The 23,661-nt window shown below is 68.7% G+C and carries 23 protein-coding genes, 2 tRNA genes and 1 riboswitch; of the genes, 20 read left to right on the top strand and 5 right to left on the bottom strand.

What is annotated here, in order from left to right; genetic code table 11:
• Positions 1-23: 23 nt before the first annotated feature.
• From D578_RS0103240 to cobJ, 12 genes are read left to right on the top strand one after another with little or no spacing between them, the layout of a single operon-like run.
• Positions 24-467: a MotA/TolQ/ExbB proton channel family protein gene (locus D578_RS0103240; protein WP_012982206.1), complete on the top strand. Its 444-nt coding sequence runs from the start codon at positions 24-26 to the stop codon at positions 465-467.
• Positions 464-754 carry a DUF2149 domain-containing protein gene (locus tag D578_RS0103235; protein WP_018176347.1) on the top strand — a complete coding sequence of 97 codons (291 nt, stop codon included), beginning with the start codon at positions 464-466 and terminating at the stop codon, positions 752-754. Before D578_RS0103240 ends, D578_RS0103235 begins: the two co-directional genes overlap by 4 nt.
• A gap of 59 nt (positions 755-813) precedes the next feature.
• The gene (cobO, locus tag D578_RS0103230; RefSeq protein WP_018169472.1) at positions 814-1,428 is read left to right on the top strand and encodes a cob(I)yrinic acid a,c-diamide adenosyltransferase; all 615 of its coding nucleotides are present in this window, start codon (positions 814-816) and stop codon (positions 1,426-1,428) included.
• Positions 1,425-2,717: a cobyrinate a,c-diamide synthase gene (locus D578_RS0103225; RefSeq protein ID WP_018948552.1), complete on the top strand. Its 1,293-nt coding sequence runs from the start codon at positions 1,425-1,427 to the stop codon at positions 2,715-2,717. Before cobO ends, D578_RS0103225 begins: the two co-directional genes overlap by 4 nt.
• Positions 2,714-3,568 (top strand): uroporphyrinogen-III C-methyltransferase, encoded by an 855-nt coding sequence (gene cobA, locus D578_RS0103220; protein WP_018948551.1) that lies wholly within the window; start codon positions 2,714-2,716, stop codon positions 3,566-3,568. Before D578_RS0103225 ends, cobA begins: the two co-directional genes overlap by 4 nt.
• A gap of 22 nt (positions 3,569-3,590) precedes the next feature.
• Positions 3,591-4,700, top strand: coding sequence for a cobalt-precorrin-5B (C(1))-methyltransferase (locus tag D578_RS0103215; protein WP_018948550.1), 1,110 nt, complete (start codon positions 3,591-3,593; stop codon positions 4,698-4,700).
• Complete coding sequence (locus D578_RS0103210) at positions 4,697-5,641, top strand: ABC transporter ATP-binding protein (protein WP_018948549.1); 945 nt, start codon at positions 4,697-4,699, stop codon at positions 5,639-5,641. The genes D578_RS0103215 and D578_RS0103210 overlap by 4 nt, the downstream gene beginning before the upstream one ends.
• Positions 5,638-6,411, top strand: coding sequence for an ABC transporter permease (locus D578_RS0103205; protein ID WP_018169477.1), 774 nt, complete (start codon positions 5,638-5,640; stop codon positions 6,409-6,411). The genes D578_RS0103210 and D578_RS0103205 overlap by 4 nt, the downstream gene beginning before the upstream one ends.
• A 19-nt stretch (positions 6,412-6,430) precedes the next feature.
• The gene (gene cobG, locus D578_RS0103200) at positions 6,431-7,825 is read left to right on the top strand and encodes a precorrin-3B synthase (protein ID WP_018948548.1); all 1,395 of its coding nucleotides are present in this window, start codon (positions 6,431-6,433) and stop codon (positions 7,823-7,825) included.
• Positions 7,822-8,475 carry a precorrin-8X methylmutase gene (locus D578_RS0103195; RefSeq protein WP_018948547.1) on the top strand — a complete coding sequence of 218 codons (654 nt, stop codon included), beginning with the start codon at positions 7,822-7,824 and terminating at the stop codon, positions 8,473-8,475. Before cobG ends, D578_RS0103195 begins: the two co-directional genes overlap by 4 nt.
• Positions 8,472-9,227 (top strand): precorrin-2 C(20)-methyltransferase, encoded by a 756-nt coding sequence (locus tag D578_RS0103190; protein WP_018948546.1) that lies wholly within the window; start codon positions 8,472-8,474, stop codon positions 9,225-9,227. The genes D578_RS0103195 and D578_RS0103190 overlap by 4 nt, the downstream gene beginning before the upstream one ends.
• Positions 9,224-10,009: a precorrin-3B C(17)-methyltransferase gene (gene cobJ / locus D578_RS0103185; protein WP_018948545.1), complete on the top strand. Its 786-nt coding sequence runs from the start codon at positions 9,224-9,226 to the stop codon at positions 10,007-10,009. Before D578_RS0103190 ends, cobJ begins: the two co-directional genes overlap by 4 nt.
• 13 nt (positions 10,010-10,022) lie before the next feature.
• On the opposite strand, the gene D578_RS0103180 is transcribed toward cobJ, so the two are convergent.
• Entirely contained in the window at positions 10,023-10,823 is an 801-nt protein-coding gene (locus D578_RS0103180) for a cobalt-precorrin-6A reductase (protein WP_018948544.1), read from the bottom strand.
• A gap of 4 nt (positions 10,824-10,827) precedes the next feature.
• Here D578_RS0103180 and D578_RS0103175 point away from each other — a divergent pair, with 4 nt between their 5' ends.
• The 3 genes from D578_RS0103175 to cobM are packed head-to-tail and all read left to right on the top strand — an operon-like array spanning position 10,828 to position 13,285.
• Positions 10,828-12,072, top strand: coding sequence for a bifunctional cobalt-precorrin-7 (C(5))-methyltransferase/cobalt-precorrin-6B (C(15))-methyltransferase (locus tag D578_RS0103175; RefSeq protein ID WP_026289151.1), 1,245 nt, complete (start codon positions 10,828-10,830; stop codon positions 12,070-12,072).
• Positions 12,051-12,524: a cobalamin biosynthesis protein gene (locus D578_RS0103170; protein ID WP_042798330.1), complete on the top strand. Its 474-nt coding sequence runs from the start codon at positions 12,051-12,053 to the stop codon at positions 12,522-12,524. The genes D578_RS0103175 and D578_RS0103170 overlap by 22 nt, the downstream gene beginning before the upstream one ends.
• Positions 12,521-13,285: a precorrin-4 C(11)-methyltransferase gene (gene cobM / locus D578_RS0103165; RefSeq protein WP_018169485.1), complete on the top strand. Its 765-nt coding sequence runs from the start codon at positions 12,521-12,523 to the stop codon at positions 13,283-13,285. Before D578_RS0103170 ends, cobM begins: the two co-directional genes overlap by 4 nt.
• 268 nt (positions 13,286-13,553) lie before the next feature.
• Here cobM and D578_RS0103160 read toward each other — a convergent pair whose 3' ends face one another.
• On the bottom strand, positions 13,554-14,117 hold the full coding sequence (locus tag D578_RS0103160) for a cytochrome c (protein ID WP_018948541.1): 564 nt from the start codon (positions 14,115-14,117) through the stop codon (positions 13,554-13,556).
• Positions 14,118-14,151: 34 nt separating this feature from the next.
• Positions 14,152-15,267: a porin gene (locus D578_RS0103155; protein WP_018948540.1), complete on the bottom strand. Its 1,116-nt coding sequence runs from the start codon at positions 15,265-15,267 to the stop codon at positions 14,152-14,154.
• 180 nt (positions 15,268-15,447) lie between these two features.
• Positions 15,448-15,683: riboswitch (cobalamin riboswitch) on the bottom strand.
• Between the two features lie 187 nt (positions 15,684-15,870).
• Between D578_RS0103155 and D578_RS0103145 the strand changes: the two genes are divergently transcribed.
• On the top strand, positions 15,871-16,866 hold the full coding sequence (locus D578_RS0103145) for a cytochrome-c peroxidase (protein WP_018948539.1): 996 nt from the start codon (positions 15,871-15,873) through the stop codon (positions 16,864-16,866).
• Between the two features lie 64 nt (positions 16,867-16,930).
• Here D578_RS0103145 and D578_RS0103140 read toward each other — a convergent pair whose 3' ends face one another.
• A complete protein-coding gene (locus D578_RS0103140; RefSeq protein ID WP_018948538.1) occupies positions 16,931-17,380 on the bottom strand; it encodes a DUF4399 domain-containing protein in 450 nt (149 codons plus the stop codon).
• A gap of 143 nt (positions 17,381-17,523) precedes the next feature.
• Between D578_RS0103140 and gltX the strand changes: the two genes are divergently transcribed.
• The 4 genes from gltX to D578_RS0103120 all read left to right on the top strand — a co-directional run bounded on the left by gltX (position 17,524) and on the right by D578_RS0103120 (position 19,394).
• Positions 17,524-18,930, top strand: a complete 1,407-nt coding sequence (gene gltX / locus D578_RS0103135) for a glutamate--tRNA ligase (protein WP_018948537.1) — start codon at positions 17,524-17,526, stop codon at positions 18,928-18,930.
• A gap of 42 nt (positions 18,931-18,972) precedes the next feature.
• Positions 18,973-19,048: transfer RNA gene (locus tag D578_RS0103130), tRNA-Ala, on the top strand.
• 25 nt (positions 19,049-19,073) lie between these two features.
• A complete protein-coding gene (locus D578_RS15840; protein WP_026289148.1) occupies positions 19,074-19,298 on the top strand; it encodes a hypothetical protein in 225 nt (74 codons plus the stop codon).
• 20 nt (positions 19,299-19,318) lie between these two features.
• Positions 19,319-19,394: transfer RNA gene (locus tag D578_RS0103120), tRNA-Glu, on the top strand.
• Between the two features lie 242 nt (positions 19,395-19,636).
• Here D578_RS0103120 and D578_RS0103115 read toward each other — a convergent pair.
• Positions 19,637-23,509, bottom strand: coding sequence for an AAA family ATPase (locus tag D578_RS0103115; protein WP_018948535.1), 3,873 nt, complete (start codon positions 23,507-23,509; stop codon positions 19,637-19,639).
• Positions 23,510-23,661 lie beyond the last annotated feature (152 nt).

Raw genomic sequence — 23,661 nt, 5'->3', positions numbered from 1 at the left:
CAAAGGTTAATGAGGTAACGCGAATGTCGTTCTCGATCACGATGGAACTGATGGACACCGTGGTGCGCTGGCTGCTGGAGCCAGTGATCGTTGGCCTGCTGGTGCTGGTCGCGGTCGCCGTCTGGGAGCTCGGGCTGGCACTGGGTGAACGCTCCGGTGGGGTACGCCGTCTGGAATTGAGCGGCGATGCCGAACGCCTCGCTTACCGTGCCCGGCGGCGCATCGACCGCGCCGATCTGCTGGCGCGCATCGGCCCGATGCTCGGGCTGATGGGGACGTTGATCCCGCTGGGTCCGGGGCTGGCCGCGATGGGCCGGGGCGAACTGGAAATCCTCGCCCAGGCCGTTACGGTGGCTTTCAATACCACGGTGCTGGGGCTGCTGGTTGGCATCCTCGGCTTCCTGCTCGGGCGGTTGCGCCGGCGCTGGTATGACGCGGCGATGGAGCGTATGGAGGCGGCGGCATGAGGGTCCCGCACTACCGCGCTTCGCGCTTCGACGCGCCCGACGAGGAGCCGATGGGCCCGCTGGCCAATCTGGCCGACATCATGCTGGTGTTTGCCGTCGGCCTGATGGTGGTGATGGCCGCATCGGGCGGCGGGCTGGAGCCGGCCAGTGGCGGCGCCGAGATCGAGCCCGGGCGCGAGATCCCGGACCCACCCGAAGGGGCCGGCGAGGCCGGCTCGGGCTACGAATCCATGGGGCAGGTCTACCGCGATCCGGAGACCGGACGGATGATCCTGATCGGCGAATAGCCACTCTAGGCGCCGTCCGAATGCCCGTATGACGCAACGAATCAAGGAGTAACAGAACGATGAGCGAAGACACCGAAGCGGCTCGAGCCGAACGCCACGCCCAGCGCATGGCACGCAAGAAGGAGGTCGTGGACCGCAAGATCGCCGAGGCCCAGGAGGAGAAGGGGGTTTTCCTGATCCTGACCGGCAACGGCAAGGGCAAGAGCTCCTCCGGCTTCGGCATGGTCGCCCGTGCCCTGGGGCACGGCATGCAGGTGGGCATCGTCCAGTTCATCAAGGGGCAGTTCGCCACCGGCGAGGAGGCCTTCTTCCGCGGTCAGGACAACGTGCAGTACCACGTGATGGGCGAGGGCTACACCTGGGAGACCCAGGACCGCGAGAAGGATGTCGAGGCCGCCCGCGATGCCTGGGCGCATGCCCGCGACATGCTGCGCGACCCAAACGTCGATCTGGTGCTGCTCGACGAGCTGCACATCGCGCTGAAATACCAGTACCTCGACGTGGCCGAGGTCCTTGAAGAACTGGCCAACCGCCCGCCGATGCAGCACGTGATCACCACCGGCCGCGCCGCGCCCAAGGCGATGATCGAGGCGGCCGATACCGTCAGCGAGATCGGTGTGGTCAAGCACGCCTTCCAGGCCGGCATCAAGGCGCAAAAGGGGATCGAGCTGTGAGCGTGAGCTGTCCCGCCGCGTTCGTGGCGGCCCCGGCCTCGGGCCAGGGCAAGACCACGATCACCGCCGCCATCGCCCGCTACCACCGCAACCAGGGCCGGCGCGTGCGCGTGTTCAAGACCGGCCCCGACTTCCTCGACCCGATGATCCTGGAGCAGGCCTCCGGCCACCCGGTGGATGCGCTGCATCTGTGGATGGTGGGCGAGGCCGCCTGCCGGGCGATGTTGTACGAGGCGGCACAGACGTCCGACCTGATCCTGGTGGAGGGATCGATGGGGCTGTTCGACGGGGATCCCTCCGGCGCGGATCTGGCCCAGGCCTTCGGGTTGCCGATCCTGGCGATCCTGGATGCCAGCGGTATGGGGCAGACCTTCGGGGCGCTGGTGCACGGCTTGTCGACCTATCGCCCGGGCTTGTCATTCGCCGGCGTGATCGCCAACCGGGTGGGCAGCCCGGGGCATGCCCGGATGCTGGAGGACTGCACCCCGGACGCAATCCGCTTCTTCGGCGCCGTGCAGCGCAACGAGACGCTGAGTGTCCCGGATCGTCACCTGGGCCTGGTCCAGGCGGGCGAGATCGCCGACCTGGATGCGCGGCTGGAGGCCGCCGCGGCCGCGATCGAAGAGGCCGGCGTGACGGGCCTCCCGGAGCCCGTGACCTTTCATCCGGAAGCGATCGCGCCGATCACGGCGACCCTGTCCGGCGTACGCGTCGCGATTGCACGGGATGCGGCCTTCGCGTTCATGTATCCGGCCAATCTGCGTCTGCTGGAGAAGATGGGCGCCGAACTGCGGTTCTTTTCCCCGCTTGCCGGGGATGGGCTGCCGGAGGCCGATGCCGTCTGGCTCCCGGGCGGCTACCCCGAGTTGTATCTGGATCAACTGGCCGCCAATACCGCTCTGAAGTCGGACCTGGAGGCCCACCATGCGGCCGGTCGCCCTATCCTGGCGGAGTGCGGGGGCTTCCTCTATCTGCTGGATGAACTGGCCGACCGCGAGGGCCACACCGCGGCCATGGCCGGACTGGTGCCGGGCAAGGCCCAGCTGGCGGACCGCTTGCAGGGCCTGGGTCTCCAGGCGGCCCCGCTGCCGGAGGGCGAGTTGCGTGGACACACCTTCCACCACACCCGCTCCGAGGTCGGCCTGGAACCCTACGGCCATTGCTGGCGGGCCCGCGGGACGGGGTCGCAGGGGGAGGCGATCTATCGAGATGGTCGCCTGAGCGCGACCTATCTGCACGCCTGGTTCCCGTCCAACCCCGAGGCCACGGCGCAGCTGTTTCAGCCATGAGTGATGCGCAGCGGGATAATGTGACGCGGATCGGACCGGGGGCACGCGCCGGGGCCAGCATCCGGCTGGGCGGCGAGCGGCGGGCCGGCTGCGTGGATCTGGTCGGCGCCGGGCCGGGCGATCCGGGTCTGCTGACACTGGACGCGGTGGCTGCGATGCAGCACGCCGACATCCTGCTGCACGACCGCCTGATCCCGGATGCGATCCTGGATCTGGCGAACCCGGAGGCGCAGCGGCTGTACGTGGGCAAGGCACGCTCACGGCACAGCTGCGATCAGGGGGACCTGAACGAGCGCATGATCGCGTTGGCGCGGGAGGGGCACTACGTGGTGCGCCTGAAGGGTGGGGACCCGTTCGTCTATGGTCGCGGCGGCGAGGAGGCGGCGGCGATCGCCGCGGCCGGGATCCCGGTCCGCATCGTGCCGGGGATCACCGCGGCGGGTGGCTGCGCGGCGTATGCCGGGATCCCGTTGACCCATCGCGATCATGCCTATCGCTGCCAGTTCGTGACCGCCCATCGCCGCGCCGGCGAGACCGATCTGGACTGGGCCTCGCTGGTCCATCCGCAGCAGACCCTGGTCGTCTACATGGGGCTGCACACCCTGGCCGAGGTCTGCGGCGAGATGATGGCGGCGGGCGCGGATGGCGCGATGCCGGCCGCGTTGGTGGAGCAGGGCACGCGCCCGACGCAGCGCGTCATCGAGGGCACGCTGGCGGACCTTCCCGCGCGGGTTGCGGATCTGGCCATCCAGTCGCCCGCGTTGCTGATCGTGGGCGAGGTGGTGCGCCTGCGCGAGACGATTGCCACGCCGGGCTTCGAGCCCGGGCCGGGGACGCATGAAGTCGGCTGATCGCTACAGTGCGGAGGGCGGCATGCGCCCGGAGACGTGCGAGACAACCGGGCGCCTGCGCACCGGCCTGACCACCGGTGTCTGCGCGACCGTGGCCGCCGTGGCCGGCGCACGCTGGCTGCTGGAGGGGCGGCGGCTCGAGACGGTCGAGGTCACCCTGCCGAGGGGGCAGGTCGTGCGCCTGGCGTTGAACGATCTGGAGCCCACCCCGGGTGGCGCGGTCGCCGGGGTCATCAAGGATGCCGGCGATGACCCGGATGCCACCCACGGGGCTCGGGTCTGGGTCGAGGTGACCCTGTGTGGTGCACCTGGCGTTGTGTTCATGGCGGGTGCCGGGGTCGGGACGGTCACGCGTCCGGGCCTGGTGCTGGCGCCGGGCGAGCCGGCGATCAACCCGGTCCCGCGACGCATGATGCAGGGGCATCTGGAGGCGCTTGCCGAGGCGACCGGTTACAGCGGGGGCTTCCGGGTCACGGTCGGGGTGGATGGGGGCGAAAGGATTGCCGAGCGGACCATGAACGCCCGCCTGGGCATCCTCGGCGGTCTCTCGATCCTGGGCACCACGGGGATCGTGCGCCCGTTTTCCTGCGCCGCCTATATCGCATCCATCCATCAGGCCATCGACGTGGCCCGCGCCAACGATTGTCCGTGCGTGGCCTGCTGTACCGGCGGCACCAGCGAGGCGGCGGTGCGTGAACGCTACGGCCTGGACGACATCGCGCTGATCGAGATGGGGGATCTGTTCGGGGCGGCGCTGAAGTACCTGCGGCGCCACCCCCTGCCCGCGGTGGTGCTGGCCGCGGGTTTCGGCAAACTCAGCAAGTTCGCGGCCGGGCACCTGGATGCGCATAGCCGCAAGTCGCGCATCGATCTCGACGCCCTGGCGGAGGAAGCCGCGGATCTGGGCGCCAGCCCGGACCTGGTGGCGCGCATCCGCGCGGCCAACACCAGTGCCCAGGCCCTTGCGGATTGCCTGGAACAGGGCGTGGCCCTGGCCGACCGGATTAGTGCACGCGCCTGGCAGCGAGCCCGCGGGATGTTGCCGGAGACCACGGCGCTGGAGGTCTGCGCGGTGGATCGGGCGGGGCGCATCGTCGGGTTTGCCGATGGCGCCAGGGGCCTTGCGCCATGACGGCCGCGGCGATCGCCCTGCAGTCGGTAGCCAAGCGCTACGCCGGTGGCCGGGTCGGGCTGGCGAACGTGGATCTGGAGGTGCCGGCGGGCAGCTTTTTCGGCCTGCTGGGTCCGAACGGGGCCGGCAAGACCACCCTGGTGGGGCTGTTGACCACGCTGGTGCGGGCGGATCGCGGTTCGATCCGGGTCTGCGGGCACGATGTGGCCACGCAGGCGGTGGCGGCGAAGGCGTGCATGGGCGTGGTGCCGCAGGAGGTGAATTTCAACAGCTTCGAGCCGGTGGGCGAGATCGTCGAGGCCCAGGCGGCCTACTACGGGCTGTCCCCGAGGCGGGCGCGCGAACGAACCGGCGAGGTGCTGGAACAGGCGGGTCTTCTGGACCGGCGCGAACAGTCGGCCTGGGGCCTGTCGGGCGGCATGAAGCGCCGGCTGATGATTGCCCGCGCCCTGGTGCATCGCCCTCGCGTTTTGTTGCTGGACGAGCCGACGGCGGGAGTGGACCTGGAGGGGCGCCATGCAACCTGGGAGCTGCTGCGCGGCTTGAACGCGGATGGCGTGACGATCCTCCTGACCACCCACTATCTGGAGGAGGCCGAGAGCCTGTGCGACAGGCTGGCGATCCTGGATCAGGGCGAGATCGTCGCGCGCGGCGAGACCGGCGAGCTGCTGCACGGTCTGAACGTGCAGACGCTGGTGCTGGAATTGAATGCGCCTCTGGACGCGGCCCCGGTCCTGGAGGGGCTGGCGACCCGTCTGGTGGATACCTGGACCCTGGAGATCGATCTCCCGCAGGGCATGGAGGTCAATGACCTGTTCGATCGCCTGGGCGGAAGCGGGGTCCGGGTCGCGGGACTGCGCAACAAGCGCAACCGGCTCGAGTCGCTATTCCTGCAGCGCATTGCGAAACGCGCGGACGCACTGCAAGGGGCCGGGGCATGAGACTCGCGGCCTACGCATTCGCCTATCGCGGGATGGTGGTCAAGCAGGTGCGCCGGTTCCTGCGGGCCTGGGTGCAGAACCTCCTGCCATCGGTGGTGACGACCGTCCTGTTCCTGGTGATCTTCGGTCATCTGATCGGGCGCGAACTGGGCACCATGCGGGGGGTCGACTACGCCGATTTCATCCTGCCCGGCCTGATCATCCTGGCGGTTGCCACCAATGCCTACAGCAATGTGACGCTGGCGTTCTACGGCGCCCGCCTGCAGCGGCATATCGAGGAGCTGCTGGTCGCGCCGCTGCCCGCCTGGCTGATTGTGGCGGGCTTCGCCACCGGTGGCGTGATCCGCGGGCTGCTGGCCGGGGCGCTGGTGGCGCTGGTGGCGATCCCGTTTACCCATCTCCAGCTGCACCACCTGGCGGCCACGTTGGGGATCGCGCTGATCAGTGCCTTGCTGTTCGCGCTGGCCGGGCTCTTGAACGGCCTGTATGCGCGCAGCTTTGACCATACCTCCGTAGTGGCCACGTTCGTGCTGACCCCGCTGATCTACCTGGGAGGCCTGTTCTACCCGGTGGAACGGATGCCCGAGCCCTGGCAGTCGTTGGCGGTGCTGAACCCGCTGTATTACATGATCGAGGGCTTTCGCTACGGCCTGCTGGGGACCGGGTCCTTCGCCTGGGCCACGACCTTCTGGGTCCTCGTGGGGGCGACGCTCGTCGTCGGTGGGCTGGCCTGGGCCCTGGTGGCGCGCGGCGTGCGGATCCGCACATGAGCGCGGGCAGGGTGAAGTCGTGATTGCCGATCGTCCGCGGGTGCGCCAGGCCTGTCCGGGGGTTGCCGCGCCGATGAGCACCGGGGACGGTCTGCTGATGCGGGTACGTCACCCGATCGGGGGGCTGGATGCGGAGCAGGCGCAGACCCTCGCGGAGGTGGCGCGTCGCTTTGGTTCCGGTGCCCTGGAGCTGACTAGCCGCGGCAATCTGCAGTTGCGCGGTCTGGACACGGCGGATCTGGAGCCGGCACGTGCCGAGCTGGAGAACGCGGGTCTGGCCGATCGCGATCCCGCGGTGGAGGCGGTGCGCAATGTCCTGGTGGCCCCGGTGACGGATATCGATCCGGAGGCGGCCATGGATGTACAGCCGGTCGCGCGGGACCTCGCGCGGGCGCTGGGGGAGCACCCGCGTCTGCGGGCGCTGCCGCCGAAGGTAGGGGTGCTGGTAGAGGCCGGCGGCGATTTGCCGCTGGATGGAGTGCCGGCGGACCTGCGGCTGGAGGCCTGTGCGGGGCTGGGAGGGGTGTGGTTTCGGGTGGCTGTGGGCGCGTCCAGTCGCACGGCCACGGTGCTTGGCTGGACGCGCCCGGAGAAGGTCGTGGACGTCGCCCTGGTGGTGCTCGAACGCTTCGTGGAATTGCGCGAAGGCGAGGTGGATCCGCCGGGGCGGGTGGCCGGTGCCGTGGCCCGGTTCGGCCTGAATGTGCTGACCCCGCCGGGGTTGGAGCGGGTGCTCCCGGGCGGGGACTGGGTCGCGGCCCGGATGCCCGGATGCGCGGATGCCGGGATGGGTACGTGCCTGAACGGGCGAGCCTTCGGGATCGCGTTTCCGTTCGGGGCCCTGCGCGCGGAGGCCCTGCAGGGCATGGCCGAACATATCCGGCCGCACGACGGACGCTTGCGGCTGACACCGTGGCGCAGCCTGCTCGTGACCGGGGCATCACCGGTGGAATCAGCCCGGGTCGCCGAGTGGGGCGGTGTGACCGACCCGAATGATTCTCGCCTGGCGGTGAGTGCCTGTATCGGGCAAGTGGGTTGCTCCGCGGGCAGTACGTACACGCGGGAGGATGCGGAGACGGCCGGGGCATCTGCCCGCGGGCTGCTTGCGGGTGGCGGGCATGTGCACGTCAGTGGCTGCGACAAGCACTGCGGGCGCCCCGCAAACGCACAGGTCCTGCTCACGGCGCGGGAAGGTCGTTACGACCTGTCGCTGCAACGCGCGCCCGCGCAATGGGAGACCGTCCTGACGAGGCTGAGACCCGGGCAGGTCGAGTCGGCCCTTACGGCCCTCGATACGGTTGCCCGTGAAGAGTGTGGCGCGAATGAGTCGAGGATCGAGGCCCTGCAACAGTTGGAGGGCACGGCACTGACCCGGTGGATGAACGCAAAGATGAACAACGGAGATTCAGCATGACACAGAGCGATACGGCCGGGGCCGTACCCGACTATATCCGCGACGGGGCGGCCATCTACCGGGAGTCCTTTGCGATGATCCGGTCCGAGGCGGATCTCGACCGCTTTCCGGAGGACCTGGTGCCCGCGGTGGTACGCATGATCCATGCCTGCGGCATGACCGATCTGCCGCGGGACGTCGGGTTTTCCGCCCGGGTGGCCCGGGCGGCCATGGATGCGCTGGCCGCCGGCGCGCCGATCCTGTGCGACAGCAACATGGTGGCGCACGGGGTCACGCGGGCCCGGCTTCCGGCGGACAACCGGGTGATCTGCAGCCTGCGGGAGGACGGGGTGGCGGCGGCCGCCGAGCGTCTGGGAACGACGCGTTCGGCCGCGGCGCTGGAATGGTGGCGACCGCATCTGGACGGCGCGGTCGTGGCCATTGGCAATGCACCCACGGCGCTGTTTCACCTGCTGGAAATGCTGCACCAGGGTGCGCCGCGGCCGGCCGCCGTGCTCGGTATACCAGTGGGATTTGTGGGTGCGGTGGAGAGCAAGGAGGCGCTGGCCAGCAGCCCGCTGAACCTCGATTACCTGACCATTTTCGGACGCCGGGGTGGCAGTGCCATGGCCGCGGCGGCCATCAACGCCTTTGCGAGTGACCGGATATGACGACATCCCCCAACCTGCAGGATTCCTCGGACGCGGGCTGTCTGTACGGCGTGGGCACCGGTCCCGGTGATCCCGAGCTGTTGACGCTGAAGGCCGCGCGGCTGATTGCCGAGAGCCCGGTGGTGGCCTACTTCTGTCGCCGGGGCGGCCGCGGCCAGGCGCGTGCCATCGTGGATGCCCATCTGGGTGCCGGGCAGCGCGAGATGCCGCTGGAGTATCCGGTGACCAACGAGATCCCGCACGGCTCCGACGAGTATCGCAGCCGCATCGAGCAGTTTTTCGACGCCGCCGCCGAGCAGCTGGCCGCCGAATTGGGGGCCGGGCGTTCGGTGGTGGTGCTGAACGAAGGGGACCCGTTCTTCTACGGCTCCTTCATGCACGTCTACCTGCGGCTGAAGGAGCGTTTCCCCACCCGCATCGTGCCCGGCGTGACCTCCATGATGGCCTCCGCCGCGCAGTTGCCCACGCCGTTGACCATGCGCGATGACCTGCTGACGGTGATCCCGGGCACCATGCCGATCGACGATCTGCGCCAGGCCCTGCAGGGGACCGATGCTGCGGTCATCATGAAGGTTGGAACCCATCGCGATGCGGTGGTCGGGGTCCTGCGGGAACTGGGGCTGGACGAGCGTGCCTGGTACGTGGAACGCGCGAGCACGCCGGAGGAGCGGGTCCTGCCGTTGGACGAGATCCCGGAGCAGGTGCCCTATTTCTCGATGATCGTGATTCCCGGGCGAGGGGTGCGGCGATGAGCGGGGATGACGGTCGGCCGCTCGGGCGGCTGAGTGTGCTCGGGGTGGGGCCGGCCGGGCCGGAATGGCTTACGCCGGAGGTTGCTGCCCGTCTTGAAGCGGCGACCGACCTGGTGGGGTACGGGCCGTACCTGGAACGCATTGCGGGCGCGCATCACCGTGTTCACGCCTCGGACAACCGCGAGGAGCTGGCGCGCGCGACGCACGCCCTGGACATGGCCGCCGAGGGGCGGGACGTGGCGGTGGTCTCGGGTGGCGATCCCGGTGTGTTCGCGATGGCGGCGGCCATTTTCGAGGCCCTGGAAGGGGCACCGGCGGGACGCTGGGAGGACGTCGAGGTGGACGTGGCCCCCGGGGTTTCGGCGATGCAGGCCGCCGCCGCGCGGCTGGGGGCGCCGCTGGGGAACGATTTCTGCGTGATCTCGCTGTCGGACAATCTCAAGCCCTGGTCGCTGATCCAGCGCCGGGTGCGGCTGGCGGCCGAGGCCGATTTTGCCATGGCCTTCTACAACCCGATCTCGCGCGCGCGACCCTGGCAGCTGGGCGAGGCACTGGGGATCGTGCGCGAGGTCCAGGGGCCGGACACCCTGGTGGTGCTGGCCACTGCGGTGGGACGTGGCGAACGCGAAGACGTGCAGATCTCCACCCTCGGCGAGGTGGACCCGGCGGCGGCGAATATGAGCACGCTGGTGATCGTCGGCGCCACATCCACCCGCGTGTTGGAACGCCCTTCGGGCCGGCGGCACGTGTACACCCCGCGTTATGTCGAGGCGGCGGAATGAGCCGGGACCCGCTCTAGCCGTGGGTGTCCGGGAGCGCTTCCAGCCAGTCGAGTACCGCCTGCGGGGCGTGGAACCGTGGCACCCCGGGGGCGTCCGGCGGGCGCTCCACCATCACCACCGGGATACCCCGTTCGCGGGCTGCCTGCAGCTTGGCGGCGGTGGCCTCGCCGCCGCTGTCCTTGGTTACCAGAACGTCAATCGCGTGTTCCCGCAGCAGGCGCGCCTCGTCCTCCGCCGCGAACGGGCCCCGGGCATGGATCCAGGTGACCCGTGGCAGCGCCGGCGGCGGTTCGGGCGGGTCGATGGTGCGGATGACATAGTCCAGTTCGGGCGCGGCCTCGAAGGCCTCAAGGTGCTGGCGGCCGGTGGTCAGCAGCACGCGCCGGCCGAGTGCCGGCAGGGTGCGGCCGGCGGCCGCGAGATCGGACACGCGGATCCATCTGTCATCCGCTCCGGCCTCCCACGACGGTCGGGTCAGGCGGGCCAGCGGGATACCGGTCTGGCGCGCAGCCGCGACGGCGTTGGCCGAGATCTGCCGCGCGAACGGGTGGGTTGCGTCCACCAGGGCGTCGACCGCGTGTTCGTGCAGCCAGCTGGCAAGGCCCTCGGCGCCGCCGAAACCGCCCGTGCGCCGTGGCAGCCGCGACGGGCCCGGTTTCCGGGTGCGCCCGGCCAGCGAGACGGTGGACTGCAGCCGCGGGTGGCCGTCCAGCAGCGGCTCCAGGGCCGCGGCCTCGGTGGTGCCGCCCAGCAGGAGGACATGCCGCGGGCGCGGTGGCCGGGCGTCGTTGGAAAGGGGTGAACGGGAGGTCATGGAGATGCCAAGTGTAGCGACGCAGCCGGGCGGGACGCCATGGTTGCACATCGTCGGGGTCGGTGCGGACGGTCTGTCCGGACTGGCGCCGGAGGCCCGTGCGGCCGTGGCGCAGGCGACCACGGTGATCGGGGGTGCACGGCATCTGGAGATGTTGCCGGAGCAGCCAGGGCAGGAACGTCTGGTGTGGCCCTCGCCGCTGGAGACCGCCCTCGACTGGATCGAGGCGCGGGCGGGGCAGCCGCTGTGCGTGCTCGCCAGTGGCGACCCGTTCTGGTTCGGGGTGGGCGCGACGTTGATGCGGCGTTTCCCGGTGGCGGCCACCCGGGTGTTTCCGGCGCCCTCGGCATTCAGCCTGGCCGCCGCGCGGATGGGCTGGCCGTTACAGGAGACCCGCTGCCTGTCGGTCCACGGGCGCCCGCTGGAAGCGCTGCGCCCTTGGCTGCACGACGGCGCGCGGCTGCTGATCCTGAGCCGCGACGGCGAGACCCCCGGCGAGCTGGCCCATTGGCTCAATGACCTGGGTTTCGGGGCCTCGGCCCTGACGGTCCTGGAGCAGTTGGGCGGGGCCCGGGAGCGCATTGGCGCGACCACGGCGGCGGACTGGGGCGCTCGCGAGGTGGATCCGCTGAACACGATCGCGCTGGAATGTCGCGCCTCCCCGGTGGCCCCGACGGCCCCGGTGATCGCGGCCAGCGCCGGCCGACCGGAGGCGCAGTTCGAACAGGACGGGCAGATCACCAAGCGCGAGGTCCGTGCGGTGACACTGGCTCTGCTGGCGCCCGGGCGCGGCGAGTGCCTGTGGGACATCGGCGCCGGCTCCGGTTCCATCGGCATCGAGTGGATGCTGGCGGATCCGGCCAACCGCGCCCTGGCCATCGAGCCGCGCGCGGAGCGGCTGGAACGCATCGCGCGCAATGCGCGCGCCCTGGGTGTGCCGGCCCTGCAATGCATCCCCGGGCGCGCACCGGAGGCACTGGACGGCCTGGCGCCTCCTGACGCGATCTTCATCGGCGGCGGCCTGACGACCCCGGGGCTGGTGGAGCACTGTGTGGAGAGCCTCCGCCCGGGCGGGCGCCTGGTCGCGAACAGCGTGACGGTCGAGGGCGATGCGGTGCTGGCGGCGGCGCGCGAGCGCCATCGCGGCGAGCTGACGCGCATCAGCGTGAGCCGTTCGGAACCGCTGGGCGCGATGTCGGGCTGGAAACCGCTGCGGCCGGTGACCCTGTGGTCCCTGCGCCGGAGTTGAGGGCGGCACTGAACGGTGCGCTCGACCGGGTGGTGCCCGGCGTCGGCTTCGCCTCGGCCTGCACGGCCCGGGAGCTGGAGGGCCTGATCCGCGAGGTGCTGGCCGAGGTCCGCGCCGTGCTGGATGCAGCGCGCGTCGAGCCGATCGAGATCCGGCAGCTGGCGGCACCGGCGCACAAGAGCGACAGCCCCATGCTGGCGTCGGTGGCGCGGGAGCTGGAGCTGGAACTCGTATTTCCGTCTGCGTCTGCGCTGGTGGACTGCGACGAGGAAGTGCTTACGGAGTCGGCGCGGGCGCGTACAACCGCCGGGGTCGGGTCGGTGGCCGAGGCGGCGGCGCTGGCGGTGGCCGGCGAGGGCGCGCGTCTGCTGCTGCCGCGGCGTCTGTCCGCGCGGGCCAGTTGCGCGGTGGCCCGGGTCGATACCCATCACGTATTCAAGGAGTCATCATGACGGTTCATTTTGTCGGGGCGGGCCCGGGCGCGGCGGATCTGCTGACGCTGCGCGGGCGGGATCGTATCGCGGCCTGTCCGGTATGCCTGTACGCGGGTTCGCTGGTGCCGGAGGCGGTGCTGGAGCATGCTCCGGAAGGCGCGCACATCGTGAATACCGCGCCGCTGACGCTGGACGCGATCATGGACGAGATCCAGCGCGCCCACGCGGCGGGTCAGGACGTGGCGCGACTGCACTCCGGGGACCTGTCGGTGTACAGCGCGCTGGGCGAGCAGATCCGCCGTCTGGAGGCGGCCGGGATCGATTACACGATTACCCCGGGGGTCCCGGCATTCTCCGCTGCGGCCGCGACCCTGGGGCGCGAGCTGACCGTGCCGGAGGTGGCGCAGTCGGTGGTGCTGACGCGGACGCCGGGGCGGGCCTCGTCGATGCCGGAACGCGAACGGCTGGCGGCCTTCGCTGCGACCGGGGCAACCCTGGCGATCCACCTGTCCCTGCACAATATCGAGGCCGTGGTCGCGGACCTGCGTCCGCACTATGGCTGTGACTGTCCGGTGGCGATCGTCTTCCGTGCCAGCTGGCCGGACGAGACGGTGGTGCGGGGCTCGCTGGGCAATATCGTGGAGCGGGCAACGCAGCTGACCACGCGGCGCTCGGCGCTGATCCTGGTGGGGCCGGCGCTGGATCCGGGGGATTTCCGCGATAGTGCCCTGTACGACCCGGCGCATGTGCGGCGTTATCGCGGCATGGACAACGACTGATCGTCGGGTACCCAGTCAAGGGCCTGATTAGCACTGAAGTTCTGCAGAGGTCCCTTTCCCCCAGCGCAACCCGCAGCCCTGCAGGAGCGCGCTTGTGCGCGAATGCGGCGCTTGCCGAAGCCCGCCGCCGTGTTCGCGGGCAAGGCCGTTTCGGCATATGAAGCGCGCGGTGGATTCGTGCTAATCAGGATCAGGAAAGGGGCCGCCGGAAACGGGGCGTGCCCTGCCCCGGAAAAGGGGCTCGGGGGACGCCCCGTTTCCGCGTGGTTCAGCGGCGGCGGTAATTGTCGTGGCAGGCGAGGCACTGGTGGCGCACGCTGTTCAGGGCCTCGGTGGCGCGCAGCTGGAAGGCCTCGTCCGCCAGGTCGTCGGCCGTCTCCACCTTCCGCTGCAGCCGTTCGGCGGCCTGGCGGTAGGACGCCTTGTACTCGGCGAAGTCTGGGTCCGCCCAGGCCGCGGGCAGGGCTCCTGGGTCGCCGTCCCGCGCTGGTGTCTCGCGGTCGAACCAGGTTTCGATGTCGGCGGCCCGCCGTGCCAGCTCGTCGGCCAGATCGGGCAGACGCTCGGCGAACGGCGCGTCATAGCGCAGGATCTGCTCGATGCTGCGGTAGGTGGCCGAGGTGCCCCGCATGCTCTGCTGGCGGAAGCGCTGGAAGGCCTCGGTGGCGTCCACGCTGGCCGGGTCGTCCAGGGTTTCTTCGTAGCCTTCGCCCCAGGGGCCCGGCATCGGGACGGTGATCTCTTCGGCGCCCGTGGTCCCCGCCGATGCGAGCAGCAGGGCCAGCGGGAGGCCGGTCGTCAGCGACCGCCGGATGGATTTCGTTCGATTCATGGTGGCTCTCCCTGTTCGCGTCAGCCGTGGCGTGTCAGAAGCGGAACTGGTGCTGCAGGTGCAGTTCCCAGTCCGAGCGGTCGGCGTCGCGGTCCAGCCACATGAGCTGGGTCTTTTGCCGCTGGCCCCGGTGGTACCGGTTGAGCCCGGCGCCCCATTCGCGCTGCCAGCGCGCGTCGCCTTCCAGGTCGTCGCCGGCGTCGTGGCGCAGCACCGCGTGGCGCGCGGCCACTTCCAGCCCGTCCACCGGCAGCGACTGCGCGAGTTCGAGCTCGGCACCGAGGTCGTGATAGGACGACGCATGGTTCGGGGAGACGTCGCGGCGGAACGCGGCCAGCGAGAGCGAGGTGTGGCCGAACTTGATCACCGCGTCGGCGGTGGCGGTGACCCAGTCGGACCGCTGGCGGTCCACCGTATCTTCCAGTCCGCGGCTCCAGTCGCGCAGGTGGTTGCGGTCCGCTGCCTGAAGGCCGGCGCCCAGCGCCACGGTGCGCTCCACGGCGCGGCCGAGGGTAGTGTTGTCGCGCGGGATCTCGCCGACCGGTGCCCAGGCCCCGCGGGCACTGAACAGGTGGCCGGAGGTGGCGGGGCGGTCGTCACGCTGGTCCAGACGGCCACGGCCGTCGAACACCCCGGCGGCCCAGGCCCAGGCTTCGCCGTCACCGCCCAGTAGGGTCACGCCGGTATCGCGCCCGGCGGGGACCTCGAACTGGTTGCCCGGCACGCTGAGTTCGGTAAACAGGCGGTTGGGTCCGCCGATGTCGCGCGGCAGTCCGAAGGGTACGGTGAACTGGCCGAGGCGCAGGCCCAGATTGTCGCGGAACGCGTACTGCATCCAGATGTCGCGCATCGAGAGTTCGCCGCTGCTGAAATCCGGCTGCAGGCGAAAGCGAAGATCCGGGTGGAACAGAGTTCCCTGGGTGTCCAGCCAAGCGCGGCGGAAGTCGAACTCGCTAGTGGAACCGTCCGGGGCACGGGCGTAGCTGTAGCGGCCCTGGATCAGCGGATCCAGTGTCACCTGCAGGCCGTCTTCCGCGTCGCCGAACTCGAAGTTGGCCTGAGCCGGAGCGATGCTCGCGGCCGTCATCAGATACAGGGTGGCCAGGACCGGGATGGCATGTCGCCCCGGTCGGAGATGGGTATCGTTCATTGTTGTGGTGCTCCCCTAAGGAAACACATGACCCATGTGCCCGTTCGCGCACATGGGTCATGTGTTTCCCTGGCGCGCGACCCCGCACGCCGTGGATGAAACGACGCCACAGGATGGGCTGGGAGCAGGGGAGGGCCGATCGATGAGCACGCCGGTCCTGGCCCGCCCGGCCGCCCACCGCGGCGTCGGTGTCCTCCAGGCCGGTCTCCGGACTCGCAGAGTGGATGCGCGCTGCATCCAGATGCGGATCGCCTTCCCGCGGGCATCCTGGGGATGCGCCGCAGTGGCATTGGATCCGCCCAACTCCGCCTACCGTTGCGGGGGCAGTGCCGGGCTTGCGAACGAGAGTTCGCGCACCGGCTTCCCGATTATCCCCGGCCAACACAGGCCGGGGCACCTGAAGTCAAGGCGGACCCTACGGTGCCTCCGTTTGAGGGTCAAGGGCGCGTTGAGGCGGGATGGCGGGGGTATCCTTTGATCTGGATCAACGGAACGCTCGTTTTTGATCGCGTCCGGTTTTCCGCGTCGATAGGGTGGGTTTCATGGGATCTGGACCGAGTCTATATCGGTCCGCCCTGATGTTCCCCTTCAAGGAGACCTGCCATGAAGACACTTTCCGGATTCCGCATCACGGCGATCGCCGCCTGTGCGGCGATCGCATTCGGGGCCTCGGCGTCTGCGCTGGCCTATTCGCAGTACCGCGACGTATTCGAGCCGCTGCCGGCGCTGCCGCCGATCCCGGCGGACAACTCGATGACGAAAGAGAAGATCGAGCTGGGCAAGATGCTGTTCTTCGAACCGCGCATCTCGAGCTCCGGCGTGATCTCCTGCGCTACTTGCCACAACCCGGCACTGGGCTGGGCGGATCGTATCCCGCGCGCGGTGGGCCACGATGGCCAGGTCGGCGAGCGCAACACCCCGACCGTGCTGAACTCTGGCTTCTTCACGGCGCAGTTCTGGGATGGCCGCGAGGATGACCTGGAAGGCCAGGCGCTGGGCCCGATCCAGGATGCGATCGAGATGGCAATGCCGCTGGAGGACGCGATTGAGCGTCTGGAAGAGTTCAACGAGTACCAGGAGAAGTTCCAGGCCGCGTATCCGGACTATGACGGCGACAACGTGATCAATGCCGATCACGTGGCCCATGCGCTGGCGACCTTCCAGCGCACGCTGAATACCCCGAACTCGCCGCTGGATCGCTGGCTGGTCGGGGACGAAGGGGCGATGAGCGAGCAGCAGATGCGCGGGATGAAGCTGTTTGCCGACAATGGCTGCGTGGCCTGCCACGCGGGCCCGGCACTGACCGACAGCAATTTCCATCGCATCCAGGTTCCGGGCTCGGAAGACGAGGGCCGCTATCTGGTGACCGGCGAGGAGAGTGATCGCTTCGCCTTCAAGACCCCGACGCTGCGCAACGTGGCGTTGACCTACCCCTACATGAACAACGGCGAGACCGCTACGCTGGACGAGGCGATCCGCATCATGGGGCAGGAGATGCTGGGCATGGAGTTCAGCGACGATGAAGTCGCGGATCTGGAGGCCTTCATGCACGCGCTGACCGGTGACATGCCGCAGTTCGAGATCCCGGCACTGCCGTAACCGACCGGTCGCCGCTGGCGATGACGAGCCCCCTCCGGTTTTGGAGGGGGCTTTTTTGTGCCGCCTATTCGACGGTGATGGTGATCTTGTCGGAGGTCACTGGCGGGTCGAAGCTGAGGTGGCGGTAGTCCATGAAGAGCAATTGCAGGGTGTGAGTGCCCGGCTCCAGTTCGATCTCGCCTTCGGTCTGACCGCCTCCGAAGTGCCGCTTGTGGTCGGAGAAGGGAGGCGAGGTATCCAGGTCGACCTCGTCCAGCGGCTGGTTGACCAGCAGGTGATGATGCCCGGTGTTGTCGGCCTCGACACCGGCCGGCGCCACGCCCATGCCGCGCAGGCCCATCTGAATGGGCACGGGGCTCTCGACGGTGTCGCCGTCCTGCGGGCTGATGAAGTACACCTCGGCCCCTTCGGGCGCCGGAACGCGGTCCATGCTGGCGGCATTGCTTGCAGCCAGGGCGAATGCCCCAGTGACCAGGGCGATGGTCGCGAGGCGGGTGAGCGAAACGGATTTCATCACGACTCCTTCGGGCAATAGGGGCCCGTGTGCTTGCCTGTCTCGAGTATAGCCGGCGGAAACCGGGCTACCAGGTTATCGCCATGTAGCGTTCTGCTACCCTAGGCGCCTTTGCTCACTACCCGTAATCGAGTGTCCCGCGCATGAGTTTCCGTACCCGTTTTGCCCCCAGTCCCACCGGCTATCTGCACATTGGTGGTGCCCGAACCGCATTGTTCTCCTGGTTGTACACCCGCCATCACGGGGGCGACTTCGTGCTCCGTATCGAGGACACTGATCTGGAGCGAAGCACCGCCGAGTCGGTGAACGCGATCCTGGAGGGCATGAACTGGCTGGGTCTGACCTACGACCATGGCCCGTTCTATCAGACCGAGCGCTTCGACCGGTATCGCGAGGTGATCGATCAGCTGATGGCCGCCGGCCACGCCTATCGCTGTTACTGCTCGAAGGAAGAGCTGGACGCGATGCGTGAGGAGCAGAAGGCGCGCAAGGAAAAGCCGCGCTACGACGGCCGCTGCCGCGCGCGCACCGAGCCGCGCGAGGGCGTGGAGCCGGTCATCCGCTTTCGCACGCCGGACGAGGGCGTGACGGTCGTTGACGACATGGTGCGCGGCAAGGTCGCGTTCCAGAACCACGAGCTGGATGACCTCATCATCGCCCGCTCGGATGGTTCGCCGACCTACAACCTGACGGTGGTGGTCGACGACATGGACATGGGCATCACCCACGTGGTGCGCGGGGATGACCACCTGAACAACACGCCCCGCCAGATCAACATCCTCAAGGCGCTGGGCGTGGAGCCGCCGCGCTACGGGCATTTGCCGATGATCATGGGGCCCGATGGCGCCAAGTTGTCCAAACGCCACGGCGCGGTGTCGGTCATGCAGTACCGCGACGAGGGCTATCTGCCGGAGGCCCTGCTGAACTATCTGGTGCGTCTGGGCTGGGCGCACGGCGACCAGGAGATCTTCGGGCTGGACGAACTGGTGCGCCTGTTCGATATCAAGGACGTGAACCAATCCGCCTCTGCAATCAACCCGGACAAGCTCCTGTGGCTGAACCAGCACTACATCAAGACGCTGGAGCCGGACCACGTCGCGCTGGAACTGGGCTGGCACCTGGGACAGCTGGGGATCGATCCCTCCGAGGGCCCGGAGTTGCGCGAGGTGGTCATCGCGCAACGCGAACGGGCGCGTACCCTGCGCGAGATGGCCGAGAACAGTGTGTATTTCTATCGCGAGTTCGAGGACTACGACGAGAAGGCGGCGCGCAAGCAGCTGACCGCCGAGGCGAAGCCCATGCTGCAGACCCTGCACGACGGCTTCAGCGCCCTGGGCGGCTGGGAAAAGGAGCCGCTGCACGAAGTGGTGGTGCACACCGGCGAGCGCCTGGATCTCAAGCTCGGCAAGGTGGCGCAGCCCCTGCGCGTGGCCCTGACCGGGGGTACGGTTTCCCCGCCGATCGATGATACGTTGGCGCTTATTGGTCGGGAGCGCGTCCTCGCCCGTATCGACCGAGCGTTGGAGAAAATTTCCGCCGATGCGGGTTGACACATTTAGGGGTGCTGGCTACAGTACGCCCTCGCCTGACACGGGGCCATAGCTCAGCTGGGAGAGCGCCTGCATGGCATGCAGGAGGTCGGCGGTTCGATCCCGCCTGGCTCCACCATTCAGGGGGTATTGCGAGAACACTAATGCATCGTTTCGGAGTCATATCGCTCTACGTTGGATTGGTGCTTTCAGTGGTTGGACTGTTCGGCGGATTTGGGCTGATGATTTCCGGGGAACAGACCTGGTCCAAGCCACTCATCGCGCTGGTACCGTTTGGGTTTTTGCTGGTGTTCAACGGTTTGGTGACGACGCTTCTGCATCGCGCACCGGGCAGTGAAGACGACCGGCCCAAGGGCCCACCGAATTAAGAAGAAGACGTTGCCTCTACGTCCCCATCGTCTAGAGGCCTAGGACACCGCCCTTTCACGGCGGCGACCGGGGTTCGAATCCCCGTGGGGACGCCATATCCCGAAAAGGCCCGAACCGCAAGGTTCGGGCCTTTTCTTTTGTGGTGTTGGTATTACACCGGTAGCGCCTAAGGTGTGATCTCTCAATAGGTTGTCCACGGGGCGAGTCCGAAGGATGCTGAGTTTGCCGACTTAGACATCCTAAGGAGGACGCCCCGTGGACAACCTATTGAGAGATCACACCTAGGCCGGTGGGCCCGTTGCGGCCGCCCCCGGCGCTTGCCCCGGCGGTTGTGATGTCAGGCGAGGCGGGGATCGCGCTGGCGGAGTTCGTCGGGGTGCGGGCGCGGGATGATGGAGTGGTCGATGCGCAGGAGTTCGCGTTCGGCCCAGGATTGCACTTGGGGATCGGTGGCGAATCGGGCGTAATCGAGCAGGACCTGGCGTTCGATATTGGGGTTGCCCTGTTCGTGGGCGATCTGGCGCGCGCGTTCCAGTTCCTGCCAGCCGTCCTCGTCTTGCCCGTCGCTGTTGGCGAGCAGGGCGACCGCGCGCAACTGGCGGATCGGCGCTTCGAAGGCGAGGTCGCCACGCCTGCGACAGCCCGCGAGGGCCTCGTCGGCGACCGCCAGCCGCTGTTCGGGCGCGATGTCGCTGGCCTGCAGGGCGTCCAGCCGAATGAGCTGGAAGATGGTGTTGACGTCATCCATGATGTGGCGCATCGCCTCGATCTGCTGCTCGATGGCCTGGTAGGCGTCGGCTTGCCCCTGCCGGGCCAGGGCCCAATTCTCGAGGGTGACGCCGGCGGCGCGCCACAGTGGGTAGTCGTACTCGCGGGCGATGGAGAGCACGCGGCGCGCGGCGGGCAGCGCGGATTCCGGATCACTGCAGTAGAAGCCGAGTACCGAGCGGAAGGCATGCACGAAGGCCTCGGTAGGCCGATGGCCGAGTTGGTCCGCCTGTTTGCACGCGGCATCCATTTCGGTCCAGGCGCGCGCGTGGTTTCCCAGATGGTGCAACGTCCAGGCCATGAAGCCCCGGGCGCTGATTGCCGGGTTTTCGGTATGGCGTGCCACCAGGGTTGCGTGGTCCGCGTCGCGATAGAGCTTGACCGCCTGAGTCTGATGTTCCAGCGCCTCGGCGAAGCGGCCGGTCCAGAAATGGGTGTTGCCCTGGACATAATGGGCCGCGATCCGCAGCAGGCGGTCGCCGGAGCGCTCGGCCAGTTGCTCCATTTCCGCGGCCAGGCGATGGGCCTCCTGGAATCCGTGCCAGGAGCCGGCGCCGTGCCACAGACCCCAGAGGACTCGGAAGTACTGCACCGGGTCTTGTTCCGGGGCGGTCAGGCGCATGGCGCGTTCGAAGATGTCGTTGACCGTGCGCGTACCGTAGCCTAGCAGGGCCAGGTTGGAGGCCCCAAGGCCACCCAGGGCGCGCAGGGTTTCACGTTCTTGGGTCGTCTGGCCGCTCTCATGGGCCTCTGGGTGACGCTCCAGGCAGTCCAGCGCGTCCTCGAAGTAGTGCGAGGCCTCGGGCAGGATGCTGCGGGCGAAGGCGGCCTCGCCGGCTTGCAGCCAGGCGTCCACGGCCTCTGCATACCGACCGGCGTGGTAAAGGTGGTTGGCGATGCGTCCCCAGTCGGCGGTCTGCATCCCGTGTTCGCCGTCTTCCTGCATCAAGTCGGCCAGTTGACCGTGGAGACGGGTGCGCTCGGTCAACAGCATCGATTCGTAGGCGGCCTGGCGGAACAGGACGTGGCGGAAGCGATAGCGCACGCCATCCACCATGCCGGCGGGTTCGATGAAACCCTTCCCGGTCAGGCGCGTCAGCTGGCGACGGATGGTATCGGCTGGCAGGCCGCGCAGGCGGCTGAGAATTCGGGTATCGAAGTCGCGCCCGATGACCGCGGCGGAATGCGCCAGTTCGCGGGCACTGCCGAGCTGTTCGAGCCGCGCGACCAGCAGATTGGAGAGTCCTGGCGGCAGGGTGTCCGGCAGCTGGCCGGTGCGGGTGGCCTCGAGGGCGTAACGCGTCAGTTCCTCGAGAAACAGCGGGACGCCTTCGCCGCGTTCGATCAGCTGCTCGCGCAGACCGCTCGACAGGCGTCCGTTGGGGTCCAGGCGGCCTACCAGATCGTGCGCGGCGGCGGCATCCAGGCCAAACAGGCGGACGTGCTCAAGGGAAAGGTCACGCCACGACGTGCGGAAGCTCATGCGCGCCGTCAGGATGGCCATGATCGGTCGGTGATGCAGGCGCTGGTACAACCGACGCAGGAACTCCGATGTACCCGAGTCCATCCAGTGCAGGTCGTCGCAGATCAGCAGGGTCGGGCCGTGGGCCGCCCGTCGGTGGACCAGTTCGACCAGGGTGTCGATGATGCGGTCGCGGTCCAGCCCCTCGTGGGCAAGGCTCTCGGGGCCGTCGGCTTCCGGGTGGGTCAGCCAATGGGCGAGGCGTGGTGCGAGTTCGGGAGGTGTCCCCGCGGTCTTGAGGGCGCCTTCGAGGCGGCGCTGGCGGGCCTCGCGCAGGCTATCGTGTCCCCTCCAGGTGGCGAAGGCCTGGCGTACGGGTGCCAGGAGCTGCCGGGCACGATCCTCGCGGCACTTGAGCAGGTAGCGTGAGCGAGCCTGCCCGCGGACTTGCTGGTCGAGACCCCGGGCAAGCCGGCTCTTGCCCAGCCCGGCCTCACCCTGGACCAGCACGAAGCGGACCTCGCCGCTCTCCAGGACCTGATCCCAGTGTCCCCGAAGCTGTTGCAGTTCCTGACTGCGCCCGGTCAGGGGTGTCAAGTCGCGCAGGCTCTGTGCATCCACCCGGTCCAGCGGGCCGGGGTCGCCGGTGACGCGATAGGCTCCGGTGCCGTCCTCTGCCTCGCGGAAGTTGAAGTACCCCGAGACACGGGCGTAGGTCGGTTCGCTGACTCGCAGGGTCCCGGGGCCGGCGTGCTGGGCGCAGTCGTGGACGCGGGCGGTGAGTTGGCCGGTCGGATCGGGCAGGTCGGGGTCGGCCCCGGTGACGATAAGATCGGTATCCACGGCCATACGTAGCTGACAGTCGCTGGGGGCGGTCTCCAGCGCTTGCCAGGCGGCGTGCACGGCGTCGACGGTGGCCTCTTCGCGCCCGGCCGGGTAGCCGAAATAAGCCAGCAGGCCGTGTCCGGGGGAGGGCACCACATGGCCGTGATGACTCAGCAGGACGAAGTCGACGTGTTCCAGGGCACGGTTCACCTGCTGCTGCTGGATCTCGATGTCGGCTTCCGCGTCGGGCTGGACATGGCAGGCCACGACGGTGACCCGCCGACGTTCGGGGCGCAGGATGGCCGGTTCGGGCTCCTCGGCGCTGACGTGCTGGCTGCTGGCCTCGGCGCGTTCGGCGCCGAGGATTTCCTCGCGCGTGCGCGCCAGGAGCTCGCCGGGTGCCTTGCCGGCCTCGGCCTCGAGATGGGCATAGTGGTCCAGCGCGCGCTTCGGATGACCGCTGGCTGCGAGGGCCTTCATCAAGAGGTGGTGCAGGGTCTCGTCGTGTGGCTCCATCGCCAGCAGGCGGTGGAGCTCGGCGAGCAGCGGTTCGCCCTCGTTGGGCTTGGCCAGTGCGACGAGGTTGTGGGTGATGAAGACGAGCAGATTTTGCCAGTGATGGTCGCGCTGGGCCTGGGCCCAGGCGGACAGTTCGGGCAGATCCTGCAGGGCGCGCAGGCCCTCGAGGAAGTGCCCGCGGTAGTCGCTGACGATCGCCAGGTTCGGATGTGTGGCGGTGGCTGCGCGGCTTTCGGCGGTGCGTCGCTCGGCGCGGGCACGGTCGGCAGGCGGGGCGGTAGTCTCGTGGCCCTGGGCGTTGCGGCGCTCGGCGCGCGCGCGATGCAGGGTGAGCAAGTCGATGCGCGATTCCGCTTGCGGCTGGAAGCGCACATAGCGGGGTGTGGTGTCGAGCAGGGGCGGGTCGCCGGCGGGGAGCTGGCGCCGTAGCTGAAACAGGCCCTGACGCAGGTTGACCCGGGCACTGTCGGCGTCCAGATCCGGCCAGAACAGTCGGGCGAGTTCCTCGCGCGGGATGCGTCGGGGGCTCTCGGCTGCGACATAGGTCAGGAGCAGGCCGAGCTTGGTCCCGGAAAGAGCGGGTATGTCACGGTCCCCCACGCGTACGCCAACGGTGCCGAAGGTCGTGATTTCCATATGCGCCAAAGAGGCCTCCCCGTCTTCTGTTTTCAACAATCGTGCGCTGCCATTCGTGGCCCGGTCAACAGACCCGGTGCCCGTGCCTCCGGCGCGGACCCGGGGCCGACCGCATGTCTACCCGATTCGATTGTAACGGCATTCCGCAGCCG

It is taken from the genome of Thioalkalivibrio sp. ALMg11, from assembly GCF_000377905.1.
In the GTDB taxonomy this organism is placed as follows: Bacteria; Pseudomonadota; Gammaproteobacteria; order Ectothiorhodospirales; family Ectothiorhodospiraceae; genus Thioalkalivibrio.
Note: the sequence above shows the minus strand (reverse complement) of the source record. Positions and strands in the feature narration are given on the sequence as shown.